This is a genomic window from Streptosporangium sp. NPDC006930, from assembly GCF_040635605.1.
Lineage (GTDB): Bacteria > Actinomycetota > Actinomycetes > Streptosporangiales > Streptosporangiaceae > Streptosporangium.
The window spans coordinates 194506-218228 of the sequence record NZ_JBEYID010000013.1 but is presented as its reverse complement, the minus strand read 5'-3'; the positions used below and the strand labels follow the sequence as shown (position 1 = coordinate 218228).

22 protein-coding genes and 1 tRNA gene are annotated in these 23723 nt (G+C 64.6%); 17 read left to right on the top strand and 6 right to left on the bottom strand.

What is annotated here, in order from left to right; all coding sequences use genetic code 11:
- The first annotated feature begins 377 nt into the window (after positions 1–377).
- On the top strand, positions 378–1073 hold the full coding sequence (locus tag ABZ664_RS23470; RefSeq protein ID WP_362513591.1) for a DUF6188 family protein: 696 nt from the start codon (positions 378–380) through the stop codon (positions 1071–1073).
- Positions 1074–1704: 631 nt separating this feature from the next.
- Here ABZ664_RS23470 and ABZ664_RS23465 read toward each other — a convergent pair.
- The gene (locus tag ABZ664_RS23465) at positions 1705–2472 is read right to left on the bottom strand and encodes a Shedu anti-phage system protein SduA domain-containing protein (RefSeq protein WP_362513588.1); all 768 of its coding nucleotides are present in this window, start codon (positions 2470–2472) and stop codon (positions 1705–1707) included.
- Between the two features lie 556 nt (positions 2473–3028).
- On the opposite strand from ABZ664_RS23465, the gene ABZ664_RS23460 reads away from it, so the two are divergent.
- From ABZ664_RS23460 to ABZ664_RS23400, 13 genes are all read left to right on the top strand, one after another.
- Positions 3029–5050: a pentapeptide repeat-containing protein gene (locus tag ABZ664_RS23460; protein ID WP_362513585.1), complete on the top strand. Its 2022-nt coding sequence runs from the start codon at positions 3029–3031 to the stop codon at positions 5048–5050.
- A 104-nt stretch (positions 5051–5154) separates the two neighbouring features.
- Positions 5155–5526: a divalent-cation tolerance protein CutA gene (gene cutA / locus ABZ664_RS23455; RefSeq protein WP_362513582.1), complete on the top strand. Its 372-nt coding sequence runs from the start codon at positions 5155–5157 to the stop codon at positions 5524–5526.
- 61 nt (positions 5527–5587) lie between these two features.
- Entirely contained in the window at positions 5588–5713 is a 126-nt protein-coding gene (locus ABZ664_RS23450) for a hypothetical protein (RefSeq protein ID WP_362513771.1), read from the top strand.
- Complete coding sequence (locus ABZ664_RS23445; RefSeq protein ID WP_362513762.1) at positions 5671–6477, top strand: helix-turn-helix transcriptional regulator; 807 nt, start codon at positions 5671–5673, stop codon at positions 6475–6477. Before ABZ664_RS23450 ends, ABZ664_RS23445 begins: the two co-directional genes overlap by 43 nt.
- Positions 6478–6576: 99 nt before the next feature.
- Positions 6577–6984, top strand: coding sequence for an ATP-binding protein (locus ABZ664_RS23440; RefSeq protein ID WP_362513579.1), 408 nt, complete (start codon positions 6577–6579; stop codon positions 6982–6984).
- A gap of 415 nt (positions 6985–7399) precedes the next feature.
- On the top strand, positions 7400–8242 hold the full coding sequence (locus ABZ664_RS23435; RefSeq protein ID WP_362513576.1) for a sigma factor-like helix-turn-helix DNA-binding protein: 843 nt from the start codon (positions 7400–7402) through the stop codon (positions 8240–8242).
- A 1-nt stretch (position 8243) separates the two neighbouring features.
- Complete coding sequence (locus ABZ664_RS23430) at positions 8244–9065, top strand: protein phosphatase 2C domain-containing protein (RefSeq protein ID WP_362513573.1); 822 nt, start codon at positions 8244–8246, stop codon at positions 9063–9065.
- Between the two features lie 126 nt (positions 9066–9191).
- Complete coding sequence (locus ABZ664_RS23425) at positions 9192–9623, top strand: plasmid replication, integration and excision activator (RefSeq protein ID WP_362513570.1); 432 nt, start codon at positions 9192–9194, stop codon at positions 9621–9623.
- 83 nt (positions 9624–9706) lie between these two features.
- Positions 9707–11131, top strand: a complete 1425-nt coding sequence (locus ABZ664_RS23420) for an FtsK/SpoIIIE domain-containing protein (RefSeq protein ID WP_362513567.1) — start codon at positions 9707–9709, stop codon at positions 11129–11131.
- A complete protein-coding gene (locus ABZ664_RS23415) occupies positions 11128–11322 on the top strand; it encodes a hypothetical protein (RefSeq protein ID WP_362513564.1) in 195 nt (64 codons plus the stop codon). The genes ABZ664_RS23420 and ABZ664_RS23415 overlap by 4 nt, the downstream gene beginning before the upstream one ends.
- Positions 11319–13031 (top strand): replication initiator, encoded by a 1713-nt coding sequence (locus ABZ664_RS23410; RefSeq protein WP_362513561.1) that lies wholly within the window; start codon positions 11319–11321, stop codon positions 13029–13031. The genes ABZ664_RS23415 and ABZ664_RS23410 overlap by 4 nt, the downstream gene beginning before the upstream one ends.
- Positions 13028–13222 (top strand): helix-turn-helix domain-containing protein, encoded by a 195-nt coding sequence (locus ABZ664_RS23405; RefSeq protein ID WP_362513558.1) that lies wholly within the window; start codon positions 13028–13030, stop codon positions 13220–13222. The genes ABZ664_RS23410 and ABZ664_RS23405 overlap by 4 nt, the downstream gene beginning before the upstream one ends.
- The gene (locus ABZ664_RS23400; protein WP_362513555.1) at positions 13219–14589 is read left to right on the top strand and encodes a site-specific integrase; all 1371 of its coding nucleotides are present in this window, start codon (positions 13219–13221) and stop codon (positions 14587–14589) included. Before ABZ664_RS23405 ends, ABZ664_RS23400 begins: the two co-directional genes overlap by 4 nt.
- 212 nt (positions 14590–14801) lie before the next feature.
- Here the strand turns inward: ABZ664_RS23400 and ABZ664_RS23395 are convergent.
- A tRNA-Ser gene (locus ABZ664_RS23395) sits at positions 14802–14890 on the bottom strand.
- A gap of 120 nt (positions 14891–15010) precedes the next feature.
- Positions 15011–17440 (bottom strand): AAA family ATPase, encoded by a 2430-nt coding sequence (locus ABZ664_RS23390; RefSeq protein WP_362513552.1) that lies wholly within the window; start codon positions 17438–17440, stop codon positions 15011–15013.
- A 117-nt stretch (positions 17441–17557) separates the two neighbouring features.
- Between ABZ664_RS23390 and ABZ664_RS23385 the strand changes: the two genes are divergently transcribed.
- Both ABZ664_RS23385 and ABZ664_RS23380 read left to right on the top strand, forming a co-directional pair.
- The gene (locus tag ABZ664_RS23385; protein WP_362513549.1) at positions 17558–18514 is read left to right on the top strand and encodes an NAD(P)H-quinone oxidoreductase; all 957 of its coding nucleotides are present in this window, start codon (positions 17558–17560) and stop codon (positions 18512–18514) included.
- Positions 18515–18518: 4 nt separating this feature from the next.
- Positions 18519–19034, top strand: a complete 516-nt coding sequence (locus ABZ664_RS23380) for a bacterial proteasome activator family protein (RefSeq protein ID WP_350942052.1) — start codon at positions 18519–18521, stop codon at positions 19032–19034.
- A 49-nt stretch (positions 19035–19083) separates the two neighbouring features.
- On the opposite strand, the gene ABZ664_RS23375 is transcribed toward ABZ664_RS23380, so the two are convergent.
- Positions 19084–19902: an HAD family hydrolase gene (locus tag ABZ664_RS23375; RefSeq protein WP_362513545.1), complete on the bottom strand. Its 819-nt coding sequence runs from the start codon at positions 19900–19902 to the stop codon at positions 19084–19086.
- A gap of 251 nt (positions 19903–20153) precedes the next feature.
- On the opposite strand from ABZ664_RS23375, the gene ABZ664_RS23370 reads away from it, so the two are divergent.
- Entirely contained in the window at positions 20154–20357 is a 204-nt protein-coding gene (locus ABZ664_RS23370) for a cold-shock protein (RefSeq protein ID WP_012886943.1), read from the top strand.
- 659 nt (positions 20358–21016) lie between these two features.
- Here ABZ664_RS23370 and serS read toward each other — a convergent pair.
- Positions 21017–22279: a serine--tRNA ligase gene (gene serS, locus ABZ664_RS23365; protein WP_362513541.1), complete on the bottom strand. Its 1263-nt coding sequence runs from the start codon at positions 22277–22279 to the stop codon at positions 21017–21019.
- A gap of 406 nt (positions 22280–22685) precedes the next feature.
- Entirely contained in the window at positions 22686–23606 is a 921-nt protein-coding gene (gene pheA / locus ABZ664_RS23360) for a prephenate dehydratase (protein WP_362513538.1), read from the bottom strand.
- Positions 23607–23723: the final 117 nt, after the last annotated feature.

Here is a 23723-nt window from a genome sequence, read left to right as displayed (position 1 = left end):
GACGGCTGCTGGATAGAGCGTCCCTGCGTGATCGTTTCCTACAGCTGATCGAACGCCGCCTCCTTGGTCCAGGTCATTGCGAGTACTCCTGATCAAGTTGGCGAAGGCCTCCGCGACTGCTTCGGGCCGGTACCACCTCGGTCCTGGGATCGATGCCCAATCCACGGCTTGAGGATCCATGGGGCCAGCGTAGGTAATGCCCGATTTCAAAGCTCCTTGGCCAGGAAGGTTCACCTTCGCTATCAGCTTGGGAAGTGTATGGATCACAGCTTGTAGGGGCGCTGAGCTGGGCGTTCGGCCGGTCATGAGTGACCGTGGTTAACCCCTCGTCACCCGGTCTAATGGCACGCTAATGGCACGAGCGGCAGGATGATCCGGTGAAGCTGAACGAGAAGGTCGCGGCGGGGATCGCGGAGGAGTACCTGGACCGGTGGCGCCGTGTCGCGCGCTACGACGAGCTTGCCGTGATGGAGGAGAACGACGACAAGGAGTGGGAGAACGTCGTCGGTGAGGACGGCCAGGAGTACAAGGTCCTCGCCTATGTGCTTCCGCACGGCGACGGAACGCTTCGGATGGTGATCTCGGTGAACCGCCGGAGAAAGGATCGTGCGGCTGCCGACCCGCTGATCCGGGAAGCGGTCATGCGCTCAGACGGCACCGTGACCACACCGGCAGATCTGGCCGAGCTGGAGGATCGTTGGCTTCTGCCCTACCGGGGGATGCGGGTGGTCCAGGTCCAGGTGAGTTATCAGCTGACGTTGCTCCTCGACGGTGACGCCCAGGTGACCATCGAGTCCACGGCGACCCTCACCAGCGGCTCACTGAGCGCTCCCGACGCGGAACCGGTCCAGTTGGCCCCTGAGCGCCAGGAGGTGGCGCCGGCCCTGGCTCTCTTCGGCGCGACACTCGTGTCAGCGGTTGCCTTCAAGTCCGGTGCGCTGCGGCTGGTCTTCGACACCGGGACACACCTGACCGTGAAGCCCGATTCCCACTACGAGGCGTGGAACACCCGCGGTCCTGACGATGTGCGCTTCATCTGCCTGCCGGGCGGCGGGCTTTCGATTTTTCGATGATCAGAAGAGCCGGTTCGGAAGATCTCGGCACGTGACTCTCGGACCTGCTACTTCCTAGGTCAGCGGCGGTCGCGCTGTGTCCGTGAGTCCCCCTTGTTAACCCTTCTGATGGGCACGCAACGGGCACGGCATGACGCTAAACCTAAACCGCATTAGCAGCTCTGATCTTGCCCGTTCCGATCAGTCCCACCTGGACCAACTGGCGCGGCCGGTCCCTCCGGAACGGGGTTGAACTGGGCTGGATTGCAACTAGAACTGCAACTAGAAATCCGTCACTGGTGGGACATGATCTCGATGATGTGTGCCGTACTCGCAGACAGTCGCGCCTCGTGCGGACGCACACACCTCAGCCTGCCTGATCTTCCCGTCTGCCTCGACCCACCGCGAAGCGGCAGCGGGCCGGCGACGGAGGGGCAAGCCCGTCTTCGCGTGTCCGTTCACCCGTCGCCGTTCCTCGTTCATGGGATGCCAACCGTCGCAGACGGGCTTGAGCCGGAGGTGCTGGCCTGCTGGGCTTGCCTGGGTCGAGGCAGACGGGATGATCAGGCCCACCTCAGCCAAATACGGTCCTTCGGCCGTGTACCGACAATCATCCCGGAGCTGAGTGCCCCCGCCGGAGGCAACATTGTCGTCAGACAGACCAATCAAGGGCTTCATCATCAACGATCCATTGCCGTCCCCCAGCACTTTGCTCTCCTGCTTCTATCCGCCTAGCGGATTCGAGCATCTCCGCTCGAATAGTGATTCGGTGCAGAGCTACACGATAAAGCCAGTCGTAGGAGCGAATATCGAGGTGCATGTCCCAACAGAGTTGCTCCAGTTGATCCCGATCCTGTAGAGATCGATCGGCTGCCCGACCAATCAAAATAAGTCCTTTCGATCGATCATTTATACCTAGTAGCCCCAGTCCATTTTCTGCGGTATGGCGATTGGCGTAATCACGATTCCTTGCGAGCCATCTACGCCATTCAAGAACCTGGCTGATCCCTTCATCCAGCTGCTCCGATGGTCTGCGCTTTTTAGTAAAAAGCTTGGTCTGCGGACTCTGTAGTTCGACCAGGATCCATTGACGTGCATAGCTGTGTGCTTCTCCTATCAAGAAGTCTGGGATGAACTCCGAACCTAGTCGGCTTTGCGGGATTGCCCACCGTCCATGGGCTCCCTGTAGATGCTGAACGAGCATTCTGGGATAGTTATTGAGAAATGCCTGTATCGGCCTCTCGTTGGAAGCTGCATCGATGGTTGACAGATAGTTTTCTGTTTCAGCGGTATCAATATCCTCCCACCACCATACAAAGTGTTCTATCTGGGGATCGTTTCGTAGTTCGTCAATATGACTTCTCCTCCAATGCGGCCAGTGCACCGAAGGGGCGCCATCAGGTGGACCAGGAATCCTCATGAGGACATAATGGACCATTCAGGCAGTCGGCGCACCAAATTCTTGACGAGCTATCCAGCTTCTTGCGCGAGAATAAGCTACAAATAGGACAAATGATGACAATTTGATAGATAGACCATAAAGTGGTCTTCACTGCTGTTTGAGCTACTTCTTCTACCAGGCCGCAGCAAGCCGACTTGCCACCGTTCACTTCGGCGGCTCTCAAGATGACTCACAGAGATGGGCTTGCCAGTGCCCACGTGTGTTGCTCATACTCTTTGTGGTGATTGGTTCGGTAAGCCCGTCCACATACCTGCTGGGTGAGCTGCACGAGCACTGATGCAGTCTCCCTCCTCCATAACTGCTATCAGACCACAGTTTCAGATAGCAGCGGAAGCTGATCGCGAATCCATGCTAAAGCGCTTTTCGTTTGGGCAGTTCATCCGAGGTGCGTAGTCAACGCCATCACTTAAAAGCCGCTCATATTCATTTGCATCCGATGCATCCTCCGACTCGATTTACAAAAGCCCCCAAAGGGCCTTTCAATATTTCAATTCCTCGCCATGGCTATATAGAAATGGATATCATCGACATGCAGCACGAGCATAAAGTAAAGTATTTTAATGGAGGCGGAAGCAGCTCTTGGGACTTCTGTGGTTATGCCGGGTGCCCAGGCGCCAAAGTTCCAGGGCATGATCTATGTTACTTACACTTGCCAGCCGAGCAGCGGAGAGATTATCTGCATGCGGTGCATAAGCAGAAATACCCGCTGGAGCTCAGCGGCCTTACCATTACTGGTCCAGAGTTTTCGGCAATCATGGCTGCAATGCCAGTTAAAGAAAAAAGTCCCTATGAACGTTTTCCAATAATGCCTCACACGTCATGTAGAGGAACTCTATTCCCGGATAAGATTAACGCTCACCAAGTCATATGGAACGGCCATGTAGACTTCACCAATGCGCAATTCGCAGAAGAGCTCTTGATACAGGACGGAACATTCAATGAGCTCGTGGACTTCAGCGGAGCGAAGCTCGCTTCGATAAATGCGTCACACTGCAAATTTAAAGACCTAAAGATAGAGATGTCTACCATCGAAGGGAGTTTTAACTTATCTACTTCCGAGATATCTAGTAGCTGTTCTATCGCTGGATCCAAAATGGGATCTCTATACATGCGAAGTGCTGTATTGAAGTGTCCCCTTAATCTTCAAGGTGCGACAACTGGATCAGGGGCGTCAGGGCACTTCGACTTAACCTCAGCAAAAATTACTGGTGGACTGAACTGTATAGATGCTAGATTCCCCGTATCTACGGCTTTCGGAAGTCCGTATCGGGAATCAGAGCCCTCAGAAGTTACCGGATTAATCGATTTCCGCGGCGCCACTTTTGGTGATCAAGGTAAAGGGCGATGCGTCTTTGCGCACATGGAACTCAAGAGTGCAGATTTCTCGGACAGCATATTCCATGGGCGCGTTACCTTCAGCAATATCACCATGACAGGAAGATGCGAACTTCAAAACATCCGACACGAATATGACCTCAATCAAGACTCGCAATCCGTAAAGCAATTCAAGCCAACACTTTTTGACGGTTTTCAATTTAAAAACGTGAGCTTCGATGAAGCTATCGAACTCAAGAATTGGAAATCTAGCGGCGAGGTTCAACTTAACTCGATAACGTCTGATAAAGCTATTGAAGTCCTTGATGCAGACATTAAGCACTTGTCACTGCAGAACGTTGGCTGTCTGAGCTTCAGTGGCCTCGGGAGCTTCTCGACGATGAATCTCTCTCGATGCAAGTTTTCCAACGGAGGGCAGGTTCGATCCGGTGTATCTGAATTCAACATTGAGCAGTGTTCCAGCAGCGCGCCATTCACTATCGCGCCATTGTCTTTTGAGGGAAAGCCATCGATTCTCGCGCTAAATGGCACTGATCTAAACAACTTCATATTTTCCGGCCTAGATCTACGTAGGGCAAGAATAGAAACCGCAGCAAATGTAGACAAGGTCGCTATTCAAGGCCCTATCTTGATGCATATCCCTCCTGTCCTCAGATCAAGGAGGGCTGTTCTCCTTGGCGAAATAGCTTACCGGTCAGAAACGGTAGGACGGCGAAGCTGGCGTAAGCGCGCCTCAGCGGACGTCCTGCCAATACCTTCGGCATCTGAGCTACAAGCTTCTTATCGAGCATTGAGGAAAGCGCAAGAAGACCGAAAAGATGAGCCTGGAAGCGCTGATTTCTACTATGGCGAAATGGAGATGAGGAGACTCGCATCGACAAAACCGTCTTCGGAATGGATCATACTCACTTTGTATTGGCTGGTATCGGGATACGGGCTGCGGGCATGGCGCTCACTGATGATTCTAATTATCATACTGACTGGATCTTCAGTACTTATACATAGATTTGGTCTAATAAATCCAGTCGAGCTTGCCGACGCATTCCTATTCTCGATACAGAACTCATTGTCTATTAACAATGCAAAACTTTCTTCTTCACTGAACGCTGTCGGGTCCTGGATACAAGTCGTGCAACGAGTGTGCGCTCCAGCTTTCATCGCTCTCGCACTCCTGGCTCTTCGCGGTCGTGTCAAGAGGTAGCGGCCCGAGCACGGCCGCGCGCGAGAACGGCCCCCAGGCCGCACGCGCAGCGTGCGGCCGAGCGCAGGGCCGCTCAGCGGCGCGGAGCGCCGCTCTTGATACCTATGAGAACAATTCGGCAGTGTGTTGGCATGATCGAAAAAACTTCGGATTGCATCGAGGTCCGTGTCACTGCCAGCAGTCGTGATGAGGCTGATCGGATTTGTTCGGCAGTGGTGGAGCGTCGGCTGGCTGCGGGGGCTCAGGTCGTCGCGCCGATCGAGTCGACCTACTGGTGGGCCGGGCAGATCCAGCACTCCGACGAGTGGCTGTTGCTGATGACGACCACCACCGAACGATTCGAGGATCTGGCGCGGTGCGTGCGGGAGCTGCACTCCTACGAGGTGCCGCAGATCATCGCCAGCGCACTCGTAGCCGGCACTCCTGACTATCTGGAGTGGATCAGGCGGGAGACGGTCCCGCGTTCCGGCGGGTAGCGGTGATGTCGCCGAGTAGCTCGCGGACGGTGTGGTCGGTGCCTATGAGAACAATTTAGGAGTGATCCGTGATGGGCTGCGCTCGACGTGCAGGTGGCTGGTAGAACGCTGGGTGTGGAGGATCGTCGGGATCGCCTACGGGCGCTGGGTGAGCTGTTTCGTCGGCTACGTAAGGATGCTGGGCTGACGGGGAAGGATCTGGCGTTGCGGGCCGGGGTGGCTCAGCCGACGATCTCTCGGATTGAGACGGGGCGGCTTCTTCCGGTTCCGGAGACGGTGGATCGTCTCGTTGAGGCGTTGGGCCTGGATGATGCGGGCCGCGGGGAGCTGGATGCGCTGCTGGTGCGGCTGCGTGATGAGGTGTCTCGTCTCAAGGGCGGGCTTGCCGGTCGGGAGGCGGCCAATGTCACCCGGTTGCGGTCGGCGCGTCGGGTGGTGGTGTTTTCTTCGGCAATGATTCCGGCGTTGTTGCAGACGGCGGAGTATGCCCGGTTGGCGTTGGCGGTCGGTCGTGAGGTGGATGAGGAGGACGCTGCCAGGGCTGCGGCGGTTCGGGTGGAGGGGCAGGCGGTCCTGTTCGAGTCCGGCCGGGAGTTCTCCTTCGTGCTGACCGAGGGGGCTGTGCGTACGTGGCCGGGGTCGCCGGCGTTGATGCTGGCTCAGCTTGATCGACTGCTCCAGGTGGCGACGCTTCCTGGTGTCGCTGTCGGGGTGGTGCCGTGGTCGGTGCAGGTTCCGGCGTTCCCTCTGCATGGGTTCACGGTCTATGACGGTGCGGTGAGCGTGGTGGAGAGCCTGACGGGTGATCTGACGTTGACGGAGCCTCGGGAGCTGTCGACTCACGGGGAGACCTTCGAGGTGTTCGCGGCGGTGGCTGTCTATGGCGAGCAGCTGCGGGATCTTCTGGGGCGAATCGGTGCCGACTATCGCACCTTGACGACACACCTCTAACGACTGACGCATTTATGCGTCGAATTCCTTGAGATGCTTCTAGCATCACTCATACGCTGGCCCGGTGGATGTATAGCCCCCTAGACATCGGAGTCCGCTATGTCGCCCTGGCGCATGTCCCGCACCTTTCCCGGCTCTCCCGTGGCGATCACCGAAGCGCGACGCTTCGTCACCGCCCTTCTGAGCACCTGGCCCGTGACCGAAGACGCCGAACTGATCGTCAGCGAACTGGCCACCAACGCCATCCGTCACTCCGCAAGCGGCCGGTTCGGCGGCTGCTTCACCGTTGCCGTCCACGCCACCCACAGCCGAATCTGGCTCGGCATCCTGGACCAGGGCGGCCAGCGCGCACCGCACCCCCTCCCCCCTCAAGCGGACGAGGAAGGGGGACGGGGCCTGGCCCTCGTCGCCGCTCTGGCGACCAGCTGGGGTGTGACCGGAGACGAGCAGGGTCGCATCGTCTGGGCCACCCTTAACCCGGCTCCCGAGAAAACGGCTGCACGGTGAAAAGGTGCCTGGCCCCGCACGTGGGACCGTTGCAGGCCGGTCACATCCCGTTGACCTGGATCGACCCGCGAGAAGACGGGCGACGGCGAGTGATCGCCTGGACCTGTGACTGCCGCTCGGTCATTTACGAACTGTGCTCGGCAGGCGGGCAGTCCTACCTTCGCCGCACTGTGCAGGGCGTTCATCTGAATGTCACCGAGACTCCCCGAACCTGCGCCAGGGAAGCGCATGACCTTTGGGCCGAGTTGCTGACGGGGCACGTGCGATGACGCGCGGTGTGCCCAAGCGACGCTCAGCGATTCGGGCAACCAGCCCAAAAACCGGCGAACAGCTCAATGCCGTACTGTCAAGGGGGATAGACGACATTTCGTCTAGGGGTCTAGACTCGGCTGAGCATCACCGAAAGGGAACCCCTGTGCCACCGAGTGACCTTGAGCGCATCGCCGCCATGGACGACCCGTATCTGTTGATCCGGGCCGCAACCGAGCGGCTGAGCATCGCACAACAAGAGGTCACCGAACTGGCTCGCCTCCGACGCCGCGTCATTCAGGAGTTGCACGCCCAAGGCATCTCATACGCGCAGATCGCCGAGCAGGCCGGTCTGTCACGGGGACGCATTCACCAGATCAAGCACACCGGTCCGGCCCCAGAAGGGGCGTTCCTCGGTGTCGGCACGGTGACCGTGGTGACTCCGCTACGGCTGGACCCAGAACACAACCGGCCCGTGGTCGCCCTGGACGACATGCGCTCAGGCAAGCGATTGGAAGACCTCGCGCGCTCCTTCGGACTCACCGTGGCCTCCGACAACGTCTCGGTCGACGGGCAGATCGATCTCAACCGGCCCGGCCTGCTCGTCATCTGCGGCCCCCGGATGGCCGAAGCGATGCGCACCGCCTACGACACCGACCCCGTGATCAGATGGGAGCGCGACGACCTCGGCTGGTTGCTGCGCGACACCCGGACCAACGTGGCCTATCGCTCCGGTAGCCAGGTCAACCCGCCGAAGCCGACCGACTCGGCCTACCTCGGCCGTCTCCCTCGGCCGGACGGCAAAGGCATGTTCCTGGCCATCGCCGGCATTCACCCCAACGGCTCACTCGGCGTCGTCGACCTGCTCGCCTCTGAGATGGCCACCATCTGGGGTCAGGTGGGTGACCAGCGTTTCTCCACGGTGGTCTCCGTTGAATACGACCCCGCTACGGGAGAGCCAGTCCGTACGCAACTGGCCAGCCCTCTCTATCGACACGAAGACGACTGACGTGCGACTCAGCCTCGCCACCGAACCCGCATACGCGAATCGTCCTAATGAAGACTTCATCGGGACCACTTCTGACGCGGTGGTCCTCCTGGACGGTGCCGGAACTCCGGCGGGACTGAAAACGGGCTGTTCCCATGGCGTCGCCTGGTACGCCCACACGCTCGGCTCGACCCTGCTGGCCGCGGTTACTCAAAGCTCCGGCGCCTTGACCGAGATCCTGGCCGAGTCGATCAAGAACGTCGCCTCGTTGCACGATTTCACCTGTGACCTGGTGCATGCGGGATCCCCTTCGGCCACGGTCTCGATGGTGCGCCGTACGGGTGACGTTCTGGAATGGCTGGTGCTGGCCGACTCCGCCGTTGTCCTCGACACCGATACGGCAGAGCCGACGGTGATCTGTGACGATCGCGTGAATCAGATCGGATCGCGCTACCGGGCGCTGATGGACAGCCTGCCGGGCGGAAGTCCCGAGCATGCCGAGGCGTTTCGAGGCTACGTCGAGACGTTGCGCGATCATCGCAACCGGGACGGCGGTTTCTGGGTGGCCTCCGTCGACCCCCTCGCCGCAGAACAGGCCCTCACCGGTGCCGTCCCGGTGGATCAGGTGCGGGCGGTGGCATTGCTGAGCGACGGGGCGACCCGTCTCGTCGACCGCTTCGCCCTGGTGTCCTGGCGACAACTCCTCGACATCCTCGACCAGGACGGCCCCGACGAGTTGATCTGCCGTGTCCGACAGGCCGAGCACAGCGATCCGAACAGCTCCCGATGGCCTCGGGGCAAGGTCCATGACGATGCCACTGCGGCGCTCTGGAAATTCCCCTAAGGCATTTCGTCCACCCCCCTAGACAGTTCGCTGACTCCGGCCTAACTTACTTGCATAGCCCCCTAGACACCTCATCTCTGCGGAATGACCGCACCTGTCTAGGGGGGTCGACAACAGGAGTTCATCATGGCCCTTCAGGGACCCATCCCCGTTCGTTTTGAGCAGGTTTTCCCGCACGGCTGCTATGTCGTCGGTGAGGTCGAGCAGGTCAAGGACTTCGACGCCTCGTCCAAGGGGCGCACGGTCTACGCCAAGGACAAGACCACCGGAGAGCTGGTCTGGCAGGTCGCCGTCATGGATGCCGATCCCACCGTCAAGGCCGGACAGAAGACGGTGGCGGTCAAGATCCTGTCCCCGACTCAGCCCGTCGTCCCGGCCGCCTTGCCGGGGGTGCCGTTCGTGCCGGTGGAGTTCGACGGCATGACCGCCACCGCCTACGTCGGCCAGAACACCGGCCGTCTGGCCTGGTCCATCCGCGCGACCGCGATGCGCGCTCCCCGCTCGGCTGCGGCTCCGGCTGCGGCCAAGGCGTCGGCCGGTAAGGACATCGCGGCCTGACACGCAAGCGGGGCCGCTGGAACTGGCATTCCGGCGGCCCCTCGATCTCCCCAGACAGCGAATCAAGAGAGGACTCCAGCCTAATGTTCAAAAAACTGCCCGGTGACGAGACCCGAACCCTCGTCACCACCACCCCCGATACCGCCGTGGTGTTCCGTCCGGCCGTGGTCACGACCCCGGCGATCTTCACCATCACCATCTTCCTGTGGCGACTGCTGGCCGGAATGGTCCGCCTCATCTGGCGTCACCCGATCGCCGTGGCCGTGCTCGCCGTGCCCGCCACCATCGCCATCGTGTACGGCTGGCGCGTCGCCCTGGTCCTCGTCGCCGTTCCGCTCTCGGTGCTGGCGCCGTGGCCGTTCTTCGATCGGGCCTCGTTCAACCGGTGGATGGGCTGGCGGCTGCTGGCCTTCTGGCGGCTGGTGTGGGTCTATCGGCGGCACTGGCAACCGGTGATGATCGTCTCCGGTCTCGGCCGTCACCTCCAGGGCCGCGACTACCTGCCCTACCTCGTCCGCGTCACCTGTACCTCGTGGGCTGACCTGGTCACGGTGAAGATGATCAGCGGACAGTCGGTCAAGGATTGGGCCGACCGCCTCGCCCACCTCGCCCACGGCTTCGGCGCCACCTCATGCCGAGTCACCATCGCCCGCTCAGGCCGGTTGCTGCTGGCCTTCCCCCGACGTGACCCGCTGGCCACCCCCTTACCCGCACTCCCCATCCCCGACGTCGCGTCGATCGGGCCGGTCGAGATCGGCCGGTGTGAGGACGGCACCCCGTGGCGGCTCAACGTTCACGGCACACATGTCCTGGTGGCCGGTGCCACCGGAGCGGGCAAAGGCTCGATCATCTGGTCCACCATCCGGGGCCTGCTGCCTGCGGTGCGGGCGGGCCTGGTCCAGGTCTGGGCGCTGGATCCCAAGCGGATGGAACTGTCCTTCGGTCGTGATCTGTTTGGTGAGCGCTACGCCGCGACTCCGGTGGCCTGCGCCGATCTGCTGGAAGCGGCTGTGTCGGTCATGCAGGAGCGGGCCGACCGCTTCGCCGGACTCCAGCGCTCCCACACCCCCACCCTCGATGACCCGTTCGTCCTGGTCGTGGTCGACGAGGTGGCGTTCCTGACCGCCTACCAGTCCGACAAGGGCCTCAAGCTCCGCATCTCCGCTGCCCTGGCGACGCTCACCACGCAGGGCCGTGCGGTCGGGTTCGGCGTGATGGCCGCGCTCCAGGACCCGCGCAAAGAGGTCATGAACGTCCGCAACCTGTTCCCCGACAAGATCGCCCTCCGGCTGGACGAGTCTGAGCAGGTGGACATGGTCCTCGGCGACGGCGCCCGCGACCGGGGAGCACTGGCCGATCACATCTCCCCGGTTCCCGAGCAGGGCGCGGGCATCGGCTACGTCCGCTTGGAGACCTCACCCGATCCGATCCGCGCCCGTGCCGGCTACGTCTGCGACGCCGATATTCGCGCCATGGTCGCCGACTTCGCCGGGGAGGCACCCCAGTGAAGATCATCATTCAGGGCAGCCTCGCCGAGATCGACGCGATCCCCTTCCGCCTCCTGGGCTCTCTGTCCGACTTCCCGGCGCGCTTTGAGCTGGTGCTGTCGGAGGTGGTGAACATCCGGCTGCGCCGCGACCCCTACAGCGACGCCTACCGCTTCACCGCCGACGTGCTCAACCGAGAGGAGAACCGGTGACCGACACCCCCGCTTCCCCCGCCTCCTCCTCGCCGGACGGCTCTGATCGCACCCTTCCCCGCCTGGTGCGCGACACCCTGCCCTTCGCCCTCGACGTGGCGGTGGAGGTCGCCAAGCTCAACGGCGTCTGCATCCGCCCCCTCGAACTGCGGCGCCTGGACACCCACACCGGCACCGTCGAGTCGTTCAACATCCCCTGCGGGACCACCCAGGAAGCCAAGTGCCCGCCGTGTGCCCTGCGCAACAAGCAGCTTCGTAAGGCGCAGTGCCGAGAAGGCTGGCATCTGGAGGCCGAACCCGTCGCCGAACCGCACCCCTCGACCGAAGAGCAGCGGTGGCTGATCGAGTTCCGGGCCGACGTCCAAGCCAAACGGGACGAGGCGGAACGGGACGGGGACGACACTCTCGACTGGGACGAGGCCATCGCGGGCATCGATGCGGAGATCAACGCCGCCGGGATGCGCGGCAACGTGCTGGGCGGCCGGTCGACTCCCAAGCGCTCGCGCTCCACCCGCCGTCGCCAGGATGCGCCGGACCTGCCCAAGCGGGCCAAGCAGAACACCACCCTCGGGCGGACGTTCATCGCCTCCGACGGCAAGGTCTACCGGCCGTCCATGTTCATCACCCTGACGCTTCCCTCCTACGGACGCATCCACAACGGCGTCCCGGTCAACCCGGCCACCTACGACTACGCTCGCGCGGCCCGCGACGCGCTGCACTTCTCCAAGCTCGTCGACCGCTTCGTGCAGAACCTTCGCCGAGTGGCGGGCTATGACGTGCAGTACTTCGCCACCGTCGAACCCCAAAAGCGGCTCGCTCCGCACCTGCACATGGCCATCCGCGGCACCATGCCCCGCGCGGAGGTCAAGGCCATCGCCGCCGCCACCTACCACCAAGTGTGGTGGCCGTCCGTCGATGAAGTCCGCTTCGACGGCGACCGTCTGCCGGTCTGGAGCGAGCGGGCCGAACGCGCTGAGCCCCACCCAGACGGCCAGGCCGGCGACTACCTCGACCCGACCACGGGAGAGCTGCTGCCCACTTGGGACGAGGCCCTCGACCACCTCGGCGCCGACGAGGCGGCCGACCCTCTGCACGTGGTCCGCTTCGGCGCCCAAGCCGACGTGCAAGGCGTGCTCGCCGGATCGCCGGATGCCGACCAGTGCCTCATCTACCTGTCCAAATACCTGACCAAGAACCTCGGCGATCCCCTCGACCCGAAAGACACCGACAACCAGGCCCGTCGCGACCATGTCACCCGCATGGTCGAGGCGCTGCGGTATGAACCCTGTTCCCCGGCGTGCGCGAACTGGCTGCGCTACGGCATCCAACCCAAGGGGGCCAAGGCGGGCATGGTGCCGGGCCGCTGCCGTGGCAAGGCGCACAAGGCCGACCACCTCGGCTACGCCGGACGGCGCGTCCTGGTCTCCCGCAAGTGGTCGAACAAGACCCTGCGCGAACACAAGCAGGACCGGCGGGCCTGGGTGCTCGACATGCTCGGCCTGCCCGACGAGACCGTGACCGACCCGCACCGCTACATCTGGCGCCCGGTCTCGTCCAAGGATCCCAACCGCACCCCGTTGGCCAAACGGCTGCTGCGTGAGGTCGCCAACCGTCAACGCACCCGCGCACGCCTGATCGAACTCCAAGCCAGAGCAGACGGACAACCCATCGAAGATCCCTCGGTGATCGAGACTCGGGAGGCAGCGTGAGCAAGAACCGCGACCAGCTCATGACCGTCCCGGAGATCCTCGACGAACTCGGCGGGGTGTCTCGGCGCACCTTCTACCGCTGGCGCGAGATCGGCCACGCTCCCCAGGGCCTCAAGCTCCCGAACGGCGAGATCCGCATCTACCGCAGCGACTTCACCGCGTGGCTTGAAACCCTCCGGGAGGCAGCGTGAAAACCTCCTACGACATCAAGGTCTGGGATATCAGGCGGAACCAGTCCAGTAAGGCACCGTCGTACGAATTGAGGTGGGCTGTCGGACGTCGCCGTAAGTCACGAACCTTTCGCACAAAGGCACTGGCCGAGAACTTCCAGTCAGATCTCCGGCAGGCGGCCAAGCGCGGTGAGGCATTCGACGAGGAGACCGGACTTCCGCTCTCCATGCTGGCCGTTAAAAGCGCGGTGAACTGGTTCGGCTTCGTCATGGCGTACGTGGACATGAAATGGCCCCACGCGGCAGCGAAGACCCGCGACAGTCTCACCGATGCCCTGGCGACCGTGACACCTGCTCTGGTCAATGAGGACGCACCTGGGCGGCCTGATCCGCTGGTCCTCCGGGAGGCTCTCCGGCGGTATGTCCTTCCCCCTGCCGCTCGGCATCTCGTCCAACCAGCGGAGATCCGGACGGCTCTCGCCTGGCTCGAACGGCACTCGCTCCACATCGCCGACCTGAACAAGGTCCGGAACGTGCGGCTCGGCCTGGATGCGCTGACGCTCCGGCTCGACGGCAGAGCCGCTGCGGCTACCACGATCGCCCGTAAGCGGTCGGTCTTCTACAACGCCCTTCAGTACGCGGTGGACTTGGAGGAGTTGCCCTCCAACCCGATCGACAAGGTGAAGGCGTGGAAGCCTCCGAAGGTCCGGGAGGTTGTTGATCGGCGCGTGGTGGTCAACCCGGTCCAGGCGCGTGAGCTGCTCACCGCAGTGACCTACGTGAGCCGTCTCGACCGTGGCCGGCACCTGCGCGGCTTCTTCGCCTGCCTCTACTTCGCCGGTCTTCGCCCGGCTGAGGCGCTCGGGCTCCGCAAGCAGGACTGTCACCTTCCCGCGACCGGCTGGGGGCGGCTGATCCTGGCCAAATCCAAGCCGCAGACGAACAAGAAGTGGACCAACAGCGGGGAGGCTCACGACGATCGCGGACTCAAGCACCGGGCAGAGGACGAGGGCCGTCCCGTGCCGATCCCGCCTGAGCTGGTGTCCATCCTTCGCGAGCACATCGAAGAGTTCGGCGTCCACGAGGACGGGCGGCTGTTCTGGACCTCACGCGGGGGCGTGATCTCCATCGGGACCTACTGCGAGGTGTGGAAGGCTGCGCGGGCCTTCGCCCTGACTCCCGAACAGCAGGTCTCACCCCTGGCGGCTCGGCCGTACGACCTGCGCCACGCTGCGGTGTCCCTGTGGCTCAATGCCGGGGTGGCGGCTCCCGACGTGGCAGAGCGGGCGGGGCATGGGGTGGATGTGCTTCTCAAGGTCTACGCCAAGTGCATCGACGGCGGCGCGGAGATCGCCAACCAGCGGATTGAGGACGCGCTGGCGGCGTGAGTCCACCGGTTACGGTGAGAGGGTCTCGGTCATCCGGGACCCTCTTTTTTTGCTTGATGAGCTGGGCAAACGTGGCCGGTTCCATCCCACAGATATCCCACGACCAGCGACATGTGGCCGCTCACGGTGGCCTACGGCTGCACATCCTGGAAACGATCAACGGCGCCTGGTCCGAAGGAAGTCCCTGGTCAGACGCCGTTTTCCGAGCTGAGCGGAGAGCGTGGGATTCGAACCCACGAGACCGGTCACCCGGCCTAGCGGTTTTCAAGACCGCCGCCATCGTCCACTAGGCGAGCTCTCCTGGTGACACGTCCGAAGAACGTGTCAGATTGCACCCTAGTCTCTCATTGGCCCGAGCGTGCCCGGACCCGGCAGGCGCCGTGGCTCCGATCTGGAGTCGTGGCGCCCGCCGGTGTGTGGATCAGGGCTGAGGACCGGCGAAACCGTCGCCGACCGAGGCGGCCAGGCGGAGGTAGGACTCGCGGGTGCCGGCCTGGAGCCTTTCCAGGTCGATCTCCGCGCCCTCCTCGAGGTGCGGGTCGTAGGGGACGCGGACGACGGCGCGGCAGCGGGCCGCGAAGTGGGCTTCCAGGCGGTCGAGGTCGACGGTCGACTTCGAGCGCGGGCGGACGCTGCACAGCACCACGGTCGCGGAGCGTACGAGCTCCTCGTAGTGGTGGGCCTCCAGCCAGTCGAGAGTCGCCGAGGCGGCGCGGGCGCCGTCCACGGAGGGGGAGCTGACCAAGACGAGCTGGTCGGCCAGTCCGAGCACACCGGACATGGCCGAGTGGAGCAGGCCGGTGCCGCAGTCGGTGATGCAGATCGAGTAGAAGTTCTCCAAAACCTGGGAGACCGACTGGTAGTCGGCCGCGCTGAAGGCCTCGGAGACCGACGGGTCCCGGTCGGAGGCGAGGATCTCCAGGCGCGACGGGGCCTGGGAGGTGAAGGCCCGGATGTCGACGTACCTCTTGATCTGCTGACGCTCGTTCAGCAGGTCGCGGACGGTCGCGGAGGTTTCGAGTTCGACCTTGTCCGACAGGGTGCCGCGGTCGGGGTTGGCGTCGACCGCGATGACCCGGTCGCCGCGTACCTGGGCCAGGGTGGCGCCGAGGCCGACCGTGGTCGTGGTCTTGCCGACACCGCCCTTGAGGCTGAGTACGGCGACACGGTGGTGGCCGGTGGCCACCGGGGTGCGCGCGCGGCCGACCAGCTCTCTGCGGCGGCGGACCTCCGGGGACTCGCCCGGCTTGATCAGCCCTGCCGACGCCTTGTAGACGAGTTTCCGCCAGCCGCCGGCGGGCGCGTTGCGGCGGCCCCTCAGCAGCGACTCCGGATCCAGGCTGTCGGCGGACGGCCGGGGAGCCGTGCCCGGAGGCTGCTGCCTGGCCGGTGCGCCGAAGGCGGGTGCCGGGGCCGTCTGGCGGCGGCGTGCCTGGTACGGCTCCCGAGCCGGTTCCGCCGCGTCCCGACCGGGTGCGAAAGGGTTCTCCCGTTCCGTCGTATCCCGACCGCGCTCCTGGGGTGAAGGGGTCTCCCGTTCGGGGGCGGGGGGCGCCTCCCGGCCCGGCGAGAAGGCCGTGGGGCCGGAGAAGGCGGCGAAACCGGAGGAGCCGGAGGAAGAGGGCGACGGTGAGCTGGAACGCTCCGTGTCGAATGAGCCGAACGAACCGAAGGCTCCGGAGGAACCGGGGGCGTCACCGAAGGCGCCCGAGGTGGACTTCGAGCCGAAGGCACCCGCCGTGGAGGGGCGCTCCGGCGACGCGGCCGGTTCCGGCCTGTCGGTGCCGAAGGATTCGGATGCCTGGAACGACTCCGACTCGGGCTCGGAACCGGGCGGAGGAACGGGCGCGAAGCGATCCGGAGCGGGTTCGAAACGCTCGGGCGCCTGCCTGGACGACGGCGACTCCTTCGCCGCCGACGTCACCGTGGAGTCGAAGGATCCGAAAGGCTCGAAGCTCGTGCGGTCGCGGTCGTGCTCGGCGCCGGTGGAGGGGAAGTGGTCGGCCTCTGCGGCACCTGACGGGAATCGGTCGCCACCGTCGGACGAACCAGACGTACCGGATGGGCCTGATGCACCGGACGAACCGGACGTGCCGGATCCAGTGGTGCCGGAGGTGCCGGACGGGGACCGGTCGGCCTCGGTGGTTCCGGCGGAGAGATCTCCGCTGGTCGAGGAGAAGTCCTTGTCCCCCGAGGCGGGGCGCGTGTCGCCGCTTCCGAAGGAGAAGCGGTCGGAGTCGGTGCCGCCGAACTCCTTACTGCCGAAGGTGAACCGCTCGGTGTCCGAGGAGGACGGTCTGAGCGGCTCCAGGTCGGAGGGCTCCGCCGAGGCGGGAGAGGAAGCGGGGCCGGCCGGCTCCGCCGGACGCTGGGGTTGCTCGAACAACCCGCGGGACGGCTCCTGGGCGGGCGCCGCGAACGGGGTGCGGATGTGCGGCTCGGTGAAGTCGCCGACGCCGTACTCGCCGGTGTCGGCCGGCTCCTGGCGCGGCAGAGGCTTGAGCGGCTCGAGAAAACCGTCGTTGTCCTGCTTGCCGGACGCCGGGGCGGGCACGGTGAACGACGTCACCGTGTCGGAGGCCTCCATCCACTCGGCCGCGTCGGCGTCCTCCACCGGCGGGTCGGTGTCCGGGTGGGCCGAGTCGACAGCCGCACGGAACAGCGGCGAGGACGTCGTGTCGGGCTCGGTCGGGACCAGACTCCAGGGATCCTTCGGGTACGGCGAGACGACGGCGTCGTCCACCGTGGTGGCCTTCACCGCCAGGGCGGGCGCCTCCTCCTCGTGCTCCTTGATGGCATCCAGCCACGCGAGCTGTTCCTCGAGAGATTCCTCACGATCGTGTCTTGCCACCGTGTTCCCCCTCGGGATGGGCATAAAAGGGCAGCAAACACATAGCAGGTTAACGCCCTGTGTTCATGTCAACGCCTGCAACCACCAAGTTGGGGCTCAGCGGATACCTTTTCTCACATGCGCGCCATCGTGATCGATAAACCAGGCGGACCGGAAGTTCTGACGTGGCGGGAGGTTCCCGACCCGCTACCCGAACGTGGCGAAGTCATCATCGACGTGACCGCCTCCGCGGTCAACAGGGCCGACGCGCTCCAGCGTCAGGGCTTCTATGATCCGCCCCCCGGCGCCTCACCGTACCCGGGTATGGAGTGCTCCGGCGTGGTCGGTGCGGTGGGGCAGGACGTGGAGGGGTTCGCGCCGGGTGACCGGGTGTGCGCGCTGCTCAGCGGAGGTGGGTACGCGGAGAAGGTCGCCGTGCCCTGGCAGCAGGTCATGCGGGTGCCGGAGGGCGTCGACCTGGTCGAGGCCGCCGGGCTGCCCGAGGTGGCCTGCACGGTCTGGTCCAACGTTTTCATGACCGCGCGCCTGCGGAAGGGCGAGACCCTCCTCGTGCACGGCGGTGCCAGCGGGATCGGCACGATGGCCATACAGCTGGCGAAGGCGTTCGGCTCGCGCGTGGTGGTCACCGCCGGGTCCCCCGAGAAGATCGAGCGCTGCCTGGAGCTGGGAGCCGACGAGGGGATCGACTACCGGCGGGAGGACTTCTCGGAGAAGGTCAAGGCCGACGTGGTCCTCGACATCATGGGCGGCAGGTATCTTCCGGGAAACATCAAGGTTCTCAAGACAGGGGGGCGGCTGGTCGTGATCGGCCTGCAGGGCGGCGCGAAGGGCGAGCTGAACCTGGGGGCCCTGCTCGCGAAGCGGGCCTCGGTGTACGGCACCACGCTGCGCTCCCGGCCCGTCGACGAGAAGGGGGTCATCGTGCGCGGGGTCGTCGACAACGTCTGGCCCCTGCTCGACGCCGGGGCGATCCGGCCGGTGGTGCACGCCCGGGTGCCGATGAGGGAGGCGGCCGAGGCTCACCGCATCCTGGAGTCTGGAGAACACGTCGGGAAAATCCTGCTAGTAAGTTGAGGTTATGAACGCTGAGGAGAGCACTCCGCACATCGTGGTCGTGGGTCCCCAGGGCTCCAAGGGCGAGGAGGAGGGCGAGAGCAGGTCCATCGCCGACCTCGTCGAGCAGCCCGCCAAGGTGATGCGCATCGGCAGCATGATCCGTCAGCTCCTTGAGGAGGTCCGGGCGGCTCCTCTGGACGAGGCCAGCCGCAAGCGGCTCAAGGAGATTCACGAGAGTTCCATCAAGGAGCTCGAAGACGGTCTGGCGCCCGAGTTGGTCGAGGAGCTGGAACGGCTCTCGCTGCCGTTCACCGAGGACGTCAACGGCACCCCGCCCAGCGAGGCTGAGCTCCGGGTCGCCCACGCGCAGCTGGTCGGCTGGCTTGAGGGACTTTTCCACGGCATACAGACCACCTTGTTCGCCCAGCAGATGGCGGCTCGCGCCCAGCTGGAGAACATGCGCAGGGCTCTGCCCGGCGGCATGTCCCTACAGCAGCAGGAGGGAGGACCCGCGGGTAACGCGGGCCCCTACCTGTAGAAGGCCCGCGATCCGGCGAGAGCCGGGGCGACCGCCACCCGCGGAGCCTTCATGGGATGCCTTCATGGGGGTCGCGAAGCCCGTCACCCTTGTAGAGCTCCTCAAGAACTCCGGCGACCCCGTCGTCGTTGTTGGCCGCGGTCACGTGATCGACCGCGGCCAGCACCTCCGGGTGGGCGTTGGCGACGGCGTACGAGGTGCCGGCCCACCTGAGCATCGGCAGATCATTGGGCATGTCGCCAAAGGCGACCACCTCTTCGGCCACGACGCCGAGCGTCATAGCGAGATGGGCCAGTGCCGATGCCTTCGTCACACCGTGCGCGCTCATCTCTATCAGTGCCCGACCGCTGGAATGGGTGGGGGTGACAAGGTCACCGACCAGCCCGTAAACCGCCTCATGGAGGATGTCGGGGTCCATTCTGGGGTGCAGCGCTAGAAGCTTGGCGCAGGGCCGCGAGGTAAGTGCGTCCGTTCCGACGCGGCGTCCGACGACCGTCTTGCTGTCCCATCTTCCGAGACGGAAGTCCGATTCGTGGGCGAATCCGCCCTCGTATTCCACGGAGAAGGCGAGGTCGGGCACCTTTTCACGGAGGCGTCTCACCACCTCTTCGAGCACGTCCGGGTGGATGAGGTGGGATTTGACGATCTGCTCGCTGTGCAGGTCGTAGACGAGGGCTCCGTTGGCGCATATGGCCAGCCCACGACGGCGTACGGCCCCCGCGACCATGCTCATCCAGCGGGGTGGCCTGCCGGTCACGAAGACCAGCGTGGCCCCGGCGTTCTCCACAAGCGCAAAAGCGGCGGCCGTGCGGGGAGAGACGGTACCGTCCGAGCGCAGAGCGGTGCCATCGAGGTCTGTGGCGACCAACCTGGGGCTTTGCATAACACGTCCCAGTCTGCACTGTGATGGCCGGTCTGTCGGCCCCGGGATCCGGTCCGAGGAATCTTCCTCATGGCGGGAACACGCCCGCGCCGGATAGTGTTAGATGTGATGGCGTTGTATTAGCTGAATCCCGTTGTGAAAACCAGTTTGACTGAGCCACCCCGGGGCCCGCTGTACGACACATGGGGTTCATGAGGTGTGAATCCCAAAGTTTCAAATCCTGAGGGAGAGCTTTAATGGCTCAGGGAACCGTCAAGTGGTTCAACGCTGAAAAGGGCTTCGGCTTCATCGCACCGGACGGCGGTGCACCGGACGTGTTCGTGCACTTCTCCGAGATCCAGGGCAACGGCTACCGTAGCCTCGAAGACGGCCAGCGGGTCGAGTTCGAGATCACCCAGGGCCAGAAGGGCCCGCAGGCCTCGCAGGTCCGCGCCGTCTGACGCATAGACCTCTTGGTTGAACCGGGAAGGCGGGGTTCGCTTCTGGCGAACCCCGCCTTCTTCGTTTCCGGACCACCGGAGTCACCGGAGTCATCCGGACCACCCAGCACATCCGGGGTAGTTCGCGGCACCCGGACCATTCGGATCCTCCGGGTTCCCCATGAAGAAGCGACACCTCGGATCCTCCGGCCCTGAGAGCGATCGTGAGAGCTTCGGCCACGGTGCTGCGCGGTTTCCCTCCGACGATCATTTCCCGCCCTCTCGCGGGCCTGAGAACGCGCCGGACGCCGATGGCGCCGCCGAGGCGGGGGCGCATCCCTACCTACCTCTCGGCCGGGCGGACGCGAGACGACCACAAAGGTGCGGGGGGCGCGAGGAGACCATGGAAGCGCGGACGGACGCGAGACGACCACAAAGGTGCGGGCGGGCGCGAGGAGACCATGGAAGCGCGGACGGGCTCGGGGGCGGCCACGAAGACACGGGACCGACCGCAAGACCATCGGAGACCGCGAAAGCGGTGGAAGATCCAGGCTTTCAACGGGGTCCACCGACCCGTCGCGGGCAAGCCGGGCCGCGAAAGCGGTGGAAGGTCCGGGCCGAACGCGAAGAAAGCCCCGCCGTGGGCGGGGCCTTTCGCGAACTTCGCCGCGAGCGGCGGGTTACTTGACGGGTTCGAGCACGTCGAGGCCGACGTACGGGCGCAGAGCCTTGGGGAGCACGACGGAGCCGTCGGCCTGCTGGTGGTTCTCCAGGATGGCGACGATCCAGCGGGTGGTGGCCAGCGTGCCGTTCAGGGTGGCCACATGCTGGGGCTTGCCACCGGAGTCACGGAAGCGAACGCCGAGACGGCGGGCCTGGAAGTCGGTGCAGTTGGAGGTCGAGGTGAGCTCGCGGTAGCTGCCCTGGCTGGGCACCCACGCCTCGCAGTCGAACTTCCGCGCGGCCGAGGACCCCAGATCTCCGGCCGCGGTGTCGATCACCCGGTAGGGCAGCTCGACCTTGGCCAGCATCTCCTTCTCCCAGGCGAGCAGACGCAGGTGCTCGGCATGGGCGTCCTCGGGGCGGACATAGGAGAACATCTCCACCTTGTCGAACTGGTGAACCCGGATGATGCCCCGGGTGTCCTTGCCGTACGAGCCCGCCTCGCGGCGGAAGCAGGAGGACCATCCCGCGTAGCGGTACGGGAGCGCGGAGCCGTCGAGGATCTCGTCGCCGTGGTAGGCCGCCATCGGCACCTCGCTCGTGCCGACCAGGAACAGGTCGTCGTCGGGCAGGTGGTAGACCTCGCTGGCGTGGGCGCCGAGAAAACCGGTGCCCTTCATCGACTCCGGCTTGACCAGCACTGGCGTGATCATCGGGACGAAGCCGGCCTCGATCGCCTGCTGCATAGCCATGTTGAGCAGCCCGAGCTGCAGCCTGGCGCCGACACCCTTCAGGAAGAAGAACCGCGAGCCGGAGACCTTCGCGCCACGCTCCATGTCGATCGCGCCGAGGATCTCTCCCAGCTCCAGGTGGTCCTTGGGCTCGAAGTCGAAGGATGGCTTCTCGCCGATCTCCTCCAGCACGACGTAGTCGTCCTCGCCGCCGGCGGGAGCCCCCTCCTCCACGAGGTTGGACACCGTGTAGATCAGCTCGTCGAGTTCGGAGCCGAGCTTCTCCGCCTCGGCCTCGGCGGACTTGACCTGCGCGGAGAGATCCTTCGCCCGCTCCAGCAGGGTCGCCTTCTCCTCACCCGAGGCACGGGAGACCGACTTGCCGATGGTTTTCTGCTCGGCGCGGAGCGTCTCGAAGCGACTCAGCGCGCCGCGCCGCCGCTCGTCGAGGTCGAGCAGCGTGTCGACGACAGAGTCGTCCTCACCGCGGGCACGCTGCGACGCCCGTAGCCGGTCGGGATCCTCACGAAGGGTACGCAGGTCAATCACAGCCACAAGGCTACCGATGTACTGCCTGCACCCGCGCCCGGATTAACCTCCCGCCCTCCGAGGCCGCGGTGGCCCCACGGGGGCGGAACCCACTTTCCCGCCCGGCGGGACACCTTCGGCGGACACCCACCGGTCCCGCTTTTCTTCCTGAGACGCCTTCGTTTCTCCCTGGGACGCCTTCGAGCGGGCACACCGGCCCTGTTTCCCGTCCGGCGGGACACCTTCGGTAGACACCCCCGGCCCGCTCCCCCCGACACGCATCCGGCGAGCACGCACCGGCCCCGCTCCCCTCTGACGCGCCTCCGGCGAGCACCCGCCGGATCCGTTCCCCTCTCGGGGGCACCTTCGGCGGGCACTCTCCGCCTCCCGCCCGGGGACCGGCGCCGACTCGCGGGCCGGGTGACGGTCAGACCTGACCGTTGCGGATCCTGCCGAGCCAACTGGCGGCCTCGGTGAAGTCGCTGTCGTTCGTACCACGCTTGATCTGCGGGAAGAGACCGTCGGCACGCGGGTAGCTGCCCAGGAAGCGCACCTCGGCGGAGACCCGGTGGAGACCCGAGATCGCCTCTCCGACCCGAGCGTCGGCGACGTGGCCCTCGAAGTCGAAGTGGAAGAAGTAGCGGCCGATACCGTCGCCGGTGGGCCGCGACTCGATGCGGGACAGGTTGACGCCGCGGACGGAGAACTCGGTCAGCATCTCCAGCAGCGCGCCCGGGTGGTCGTCGGCGAGGAAGACGACCAGGGAGGTGCGGTCGGCGCCGGTCGGCTCCGGCAGCGGTCCGGGACGCGACACCTGGACGAACCGGGTGACGGTGTCGGTGCGGTCGCCGATCCCGGACGCGAGCTCGACCAGGCCGTAGTGCTCTCCGGCGATGCGCGCGGCGATGGCCGCGTCGTACGGCGAGCCGGGCAGCGCGACCTCCTGCGCCGCGGCGGCGGTCGACGGGGCGGCGACCACCACGGCGTCGGGCAGCTCGCGGGCGATGAAGTTGCGGCACTGGGTGATGGCCGCCGGGTGGGTGAAGACCCTCTTGATGTGGCCGATCTCGGTATCGGGACGCGCCAGGAGCGAGAATTCGACGGGAAGCAGCAGCTCGGCGGTGATGAGCAGCGCCTCACCTCGGGCGAGCTCGTCGAGGGTCGTGGTGATCGCGCCTTCGAGCGAGTTCTCCATCGGGACGACGGCTCCGTCTGCCTCGCCGCGCCGTACGGCCTCAAGGGCCGCGGTGACGTTCGGGCTCGGCAGGCGCTCGGCCTCAGGCGCCAGGATGCGCAGGGCTTCCTCGGTGAAGGTCCCCTCCGGTCCCAGGTAAGCGAGTTTCGGCATGGCCCCAGGGTATCCGGCGACTGTCAGAAAATGTGCGCAGGATTACATACCGATACGACCGACTCCTATCCGATCAATCGAAGTCGTCCCACGTCAGAGGTCGTTTTCTCGTCGATC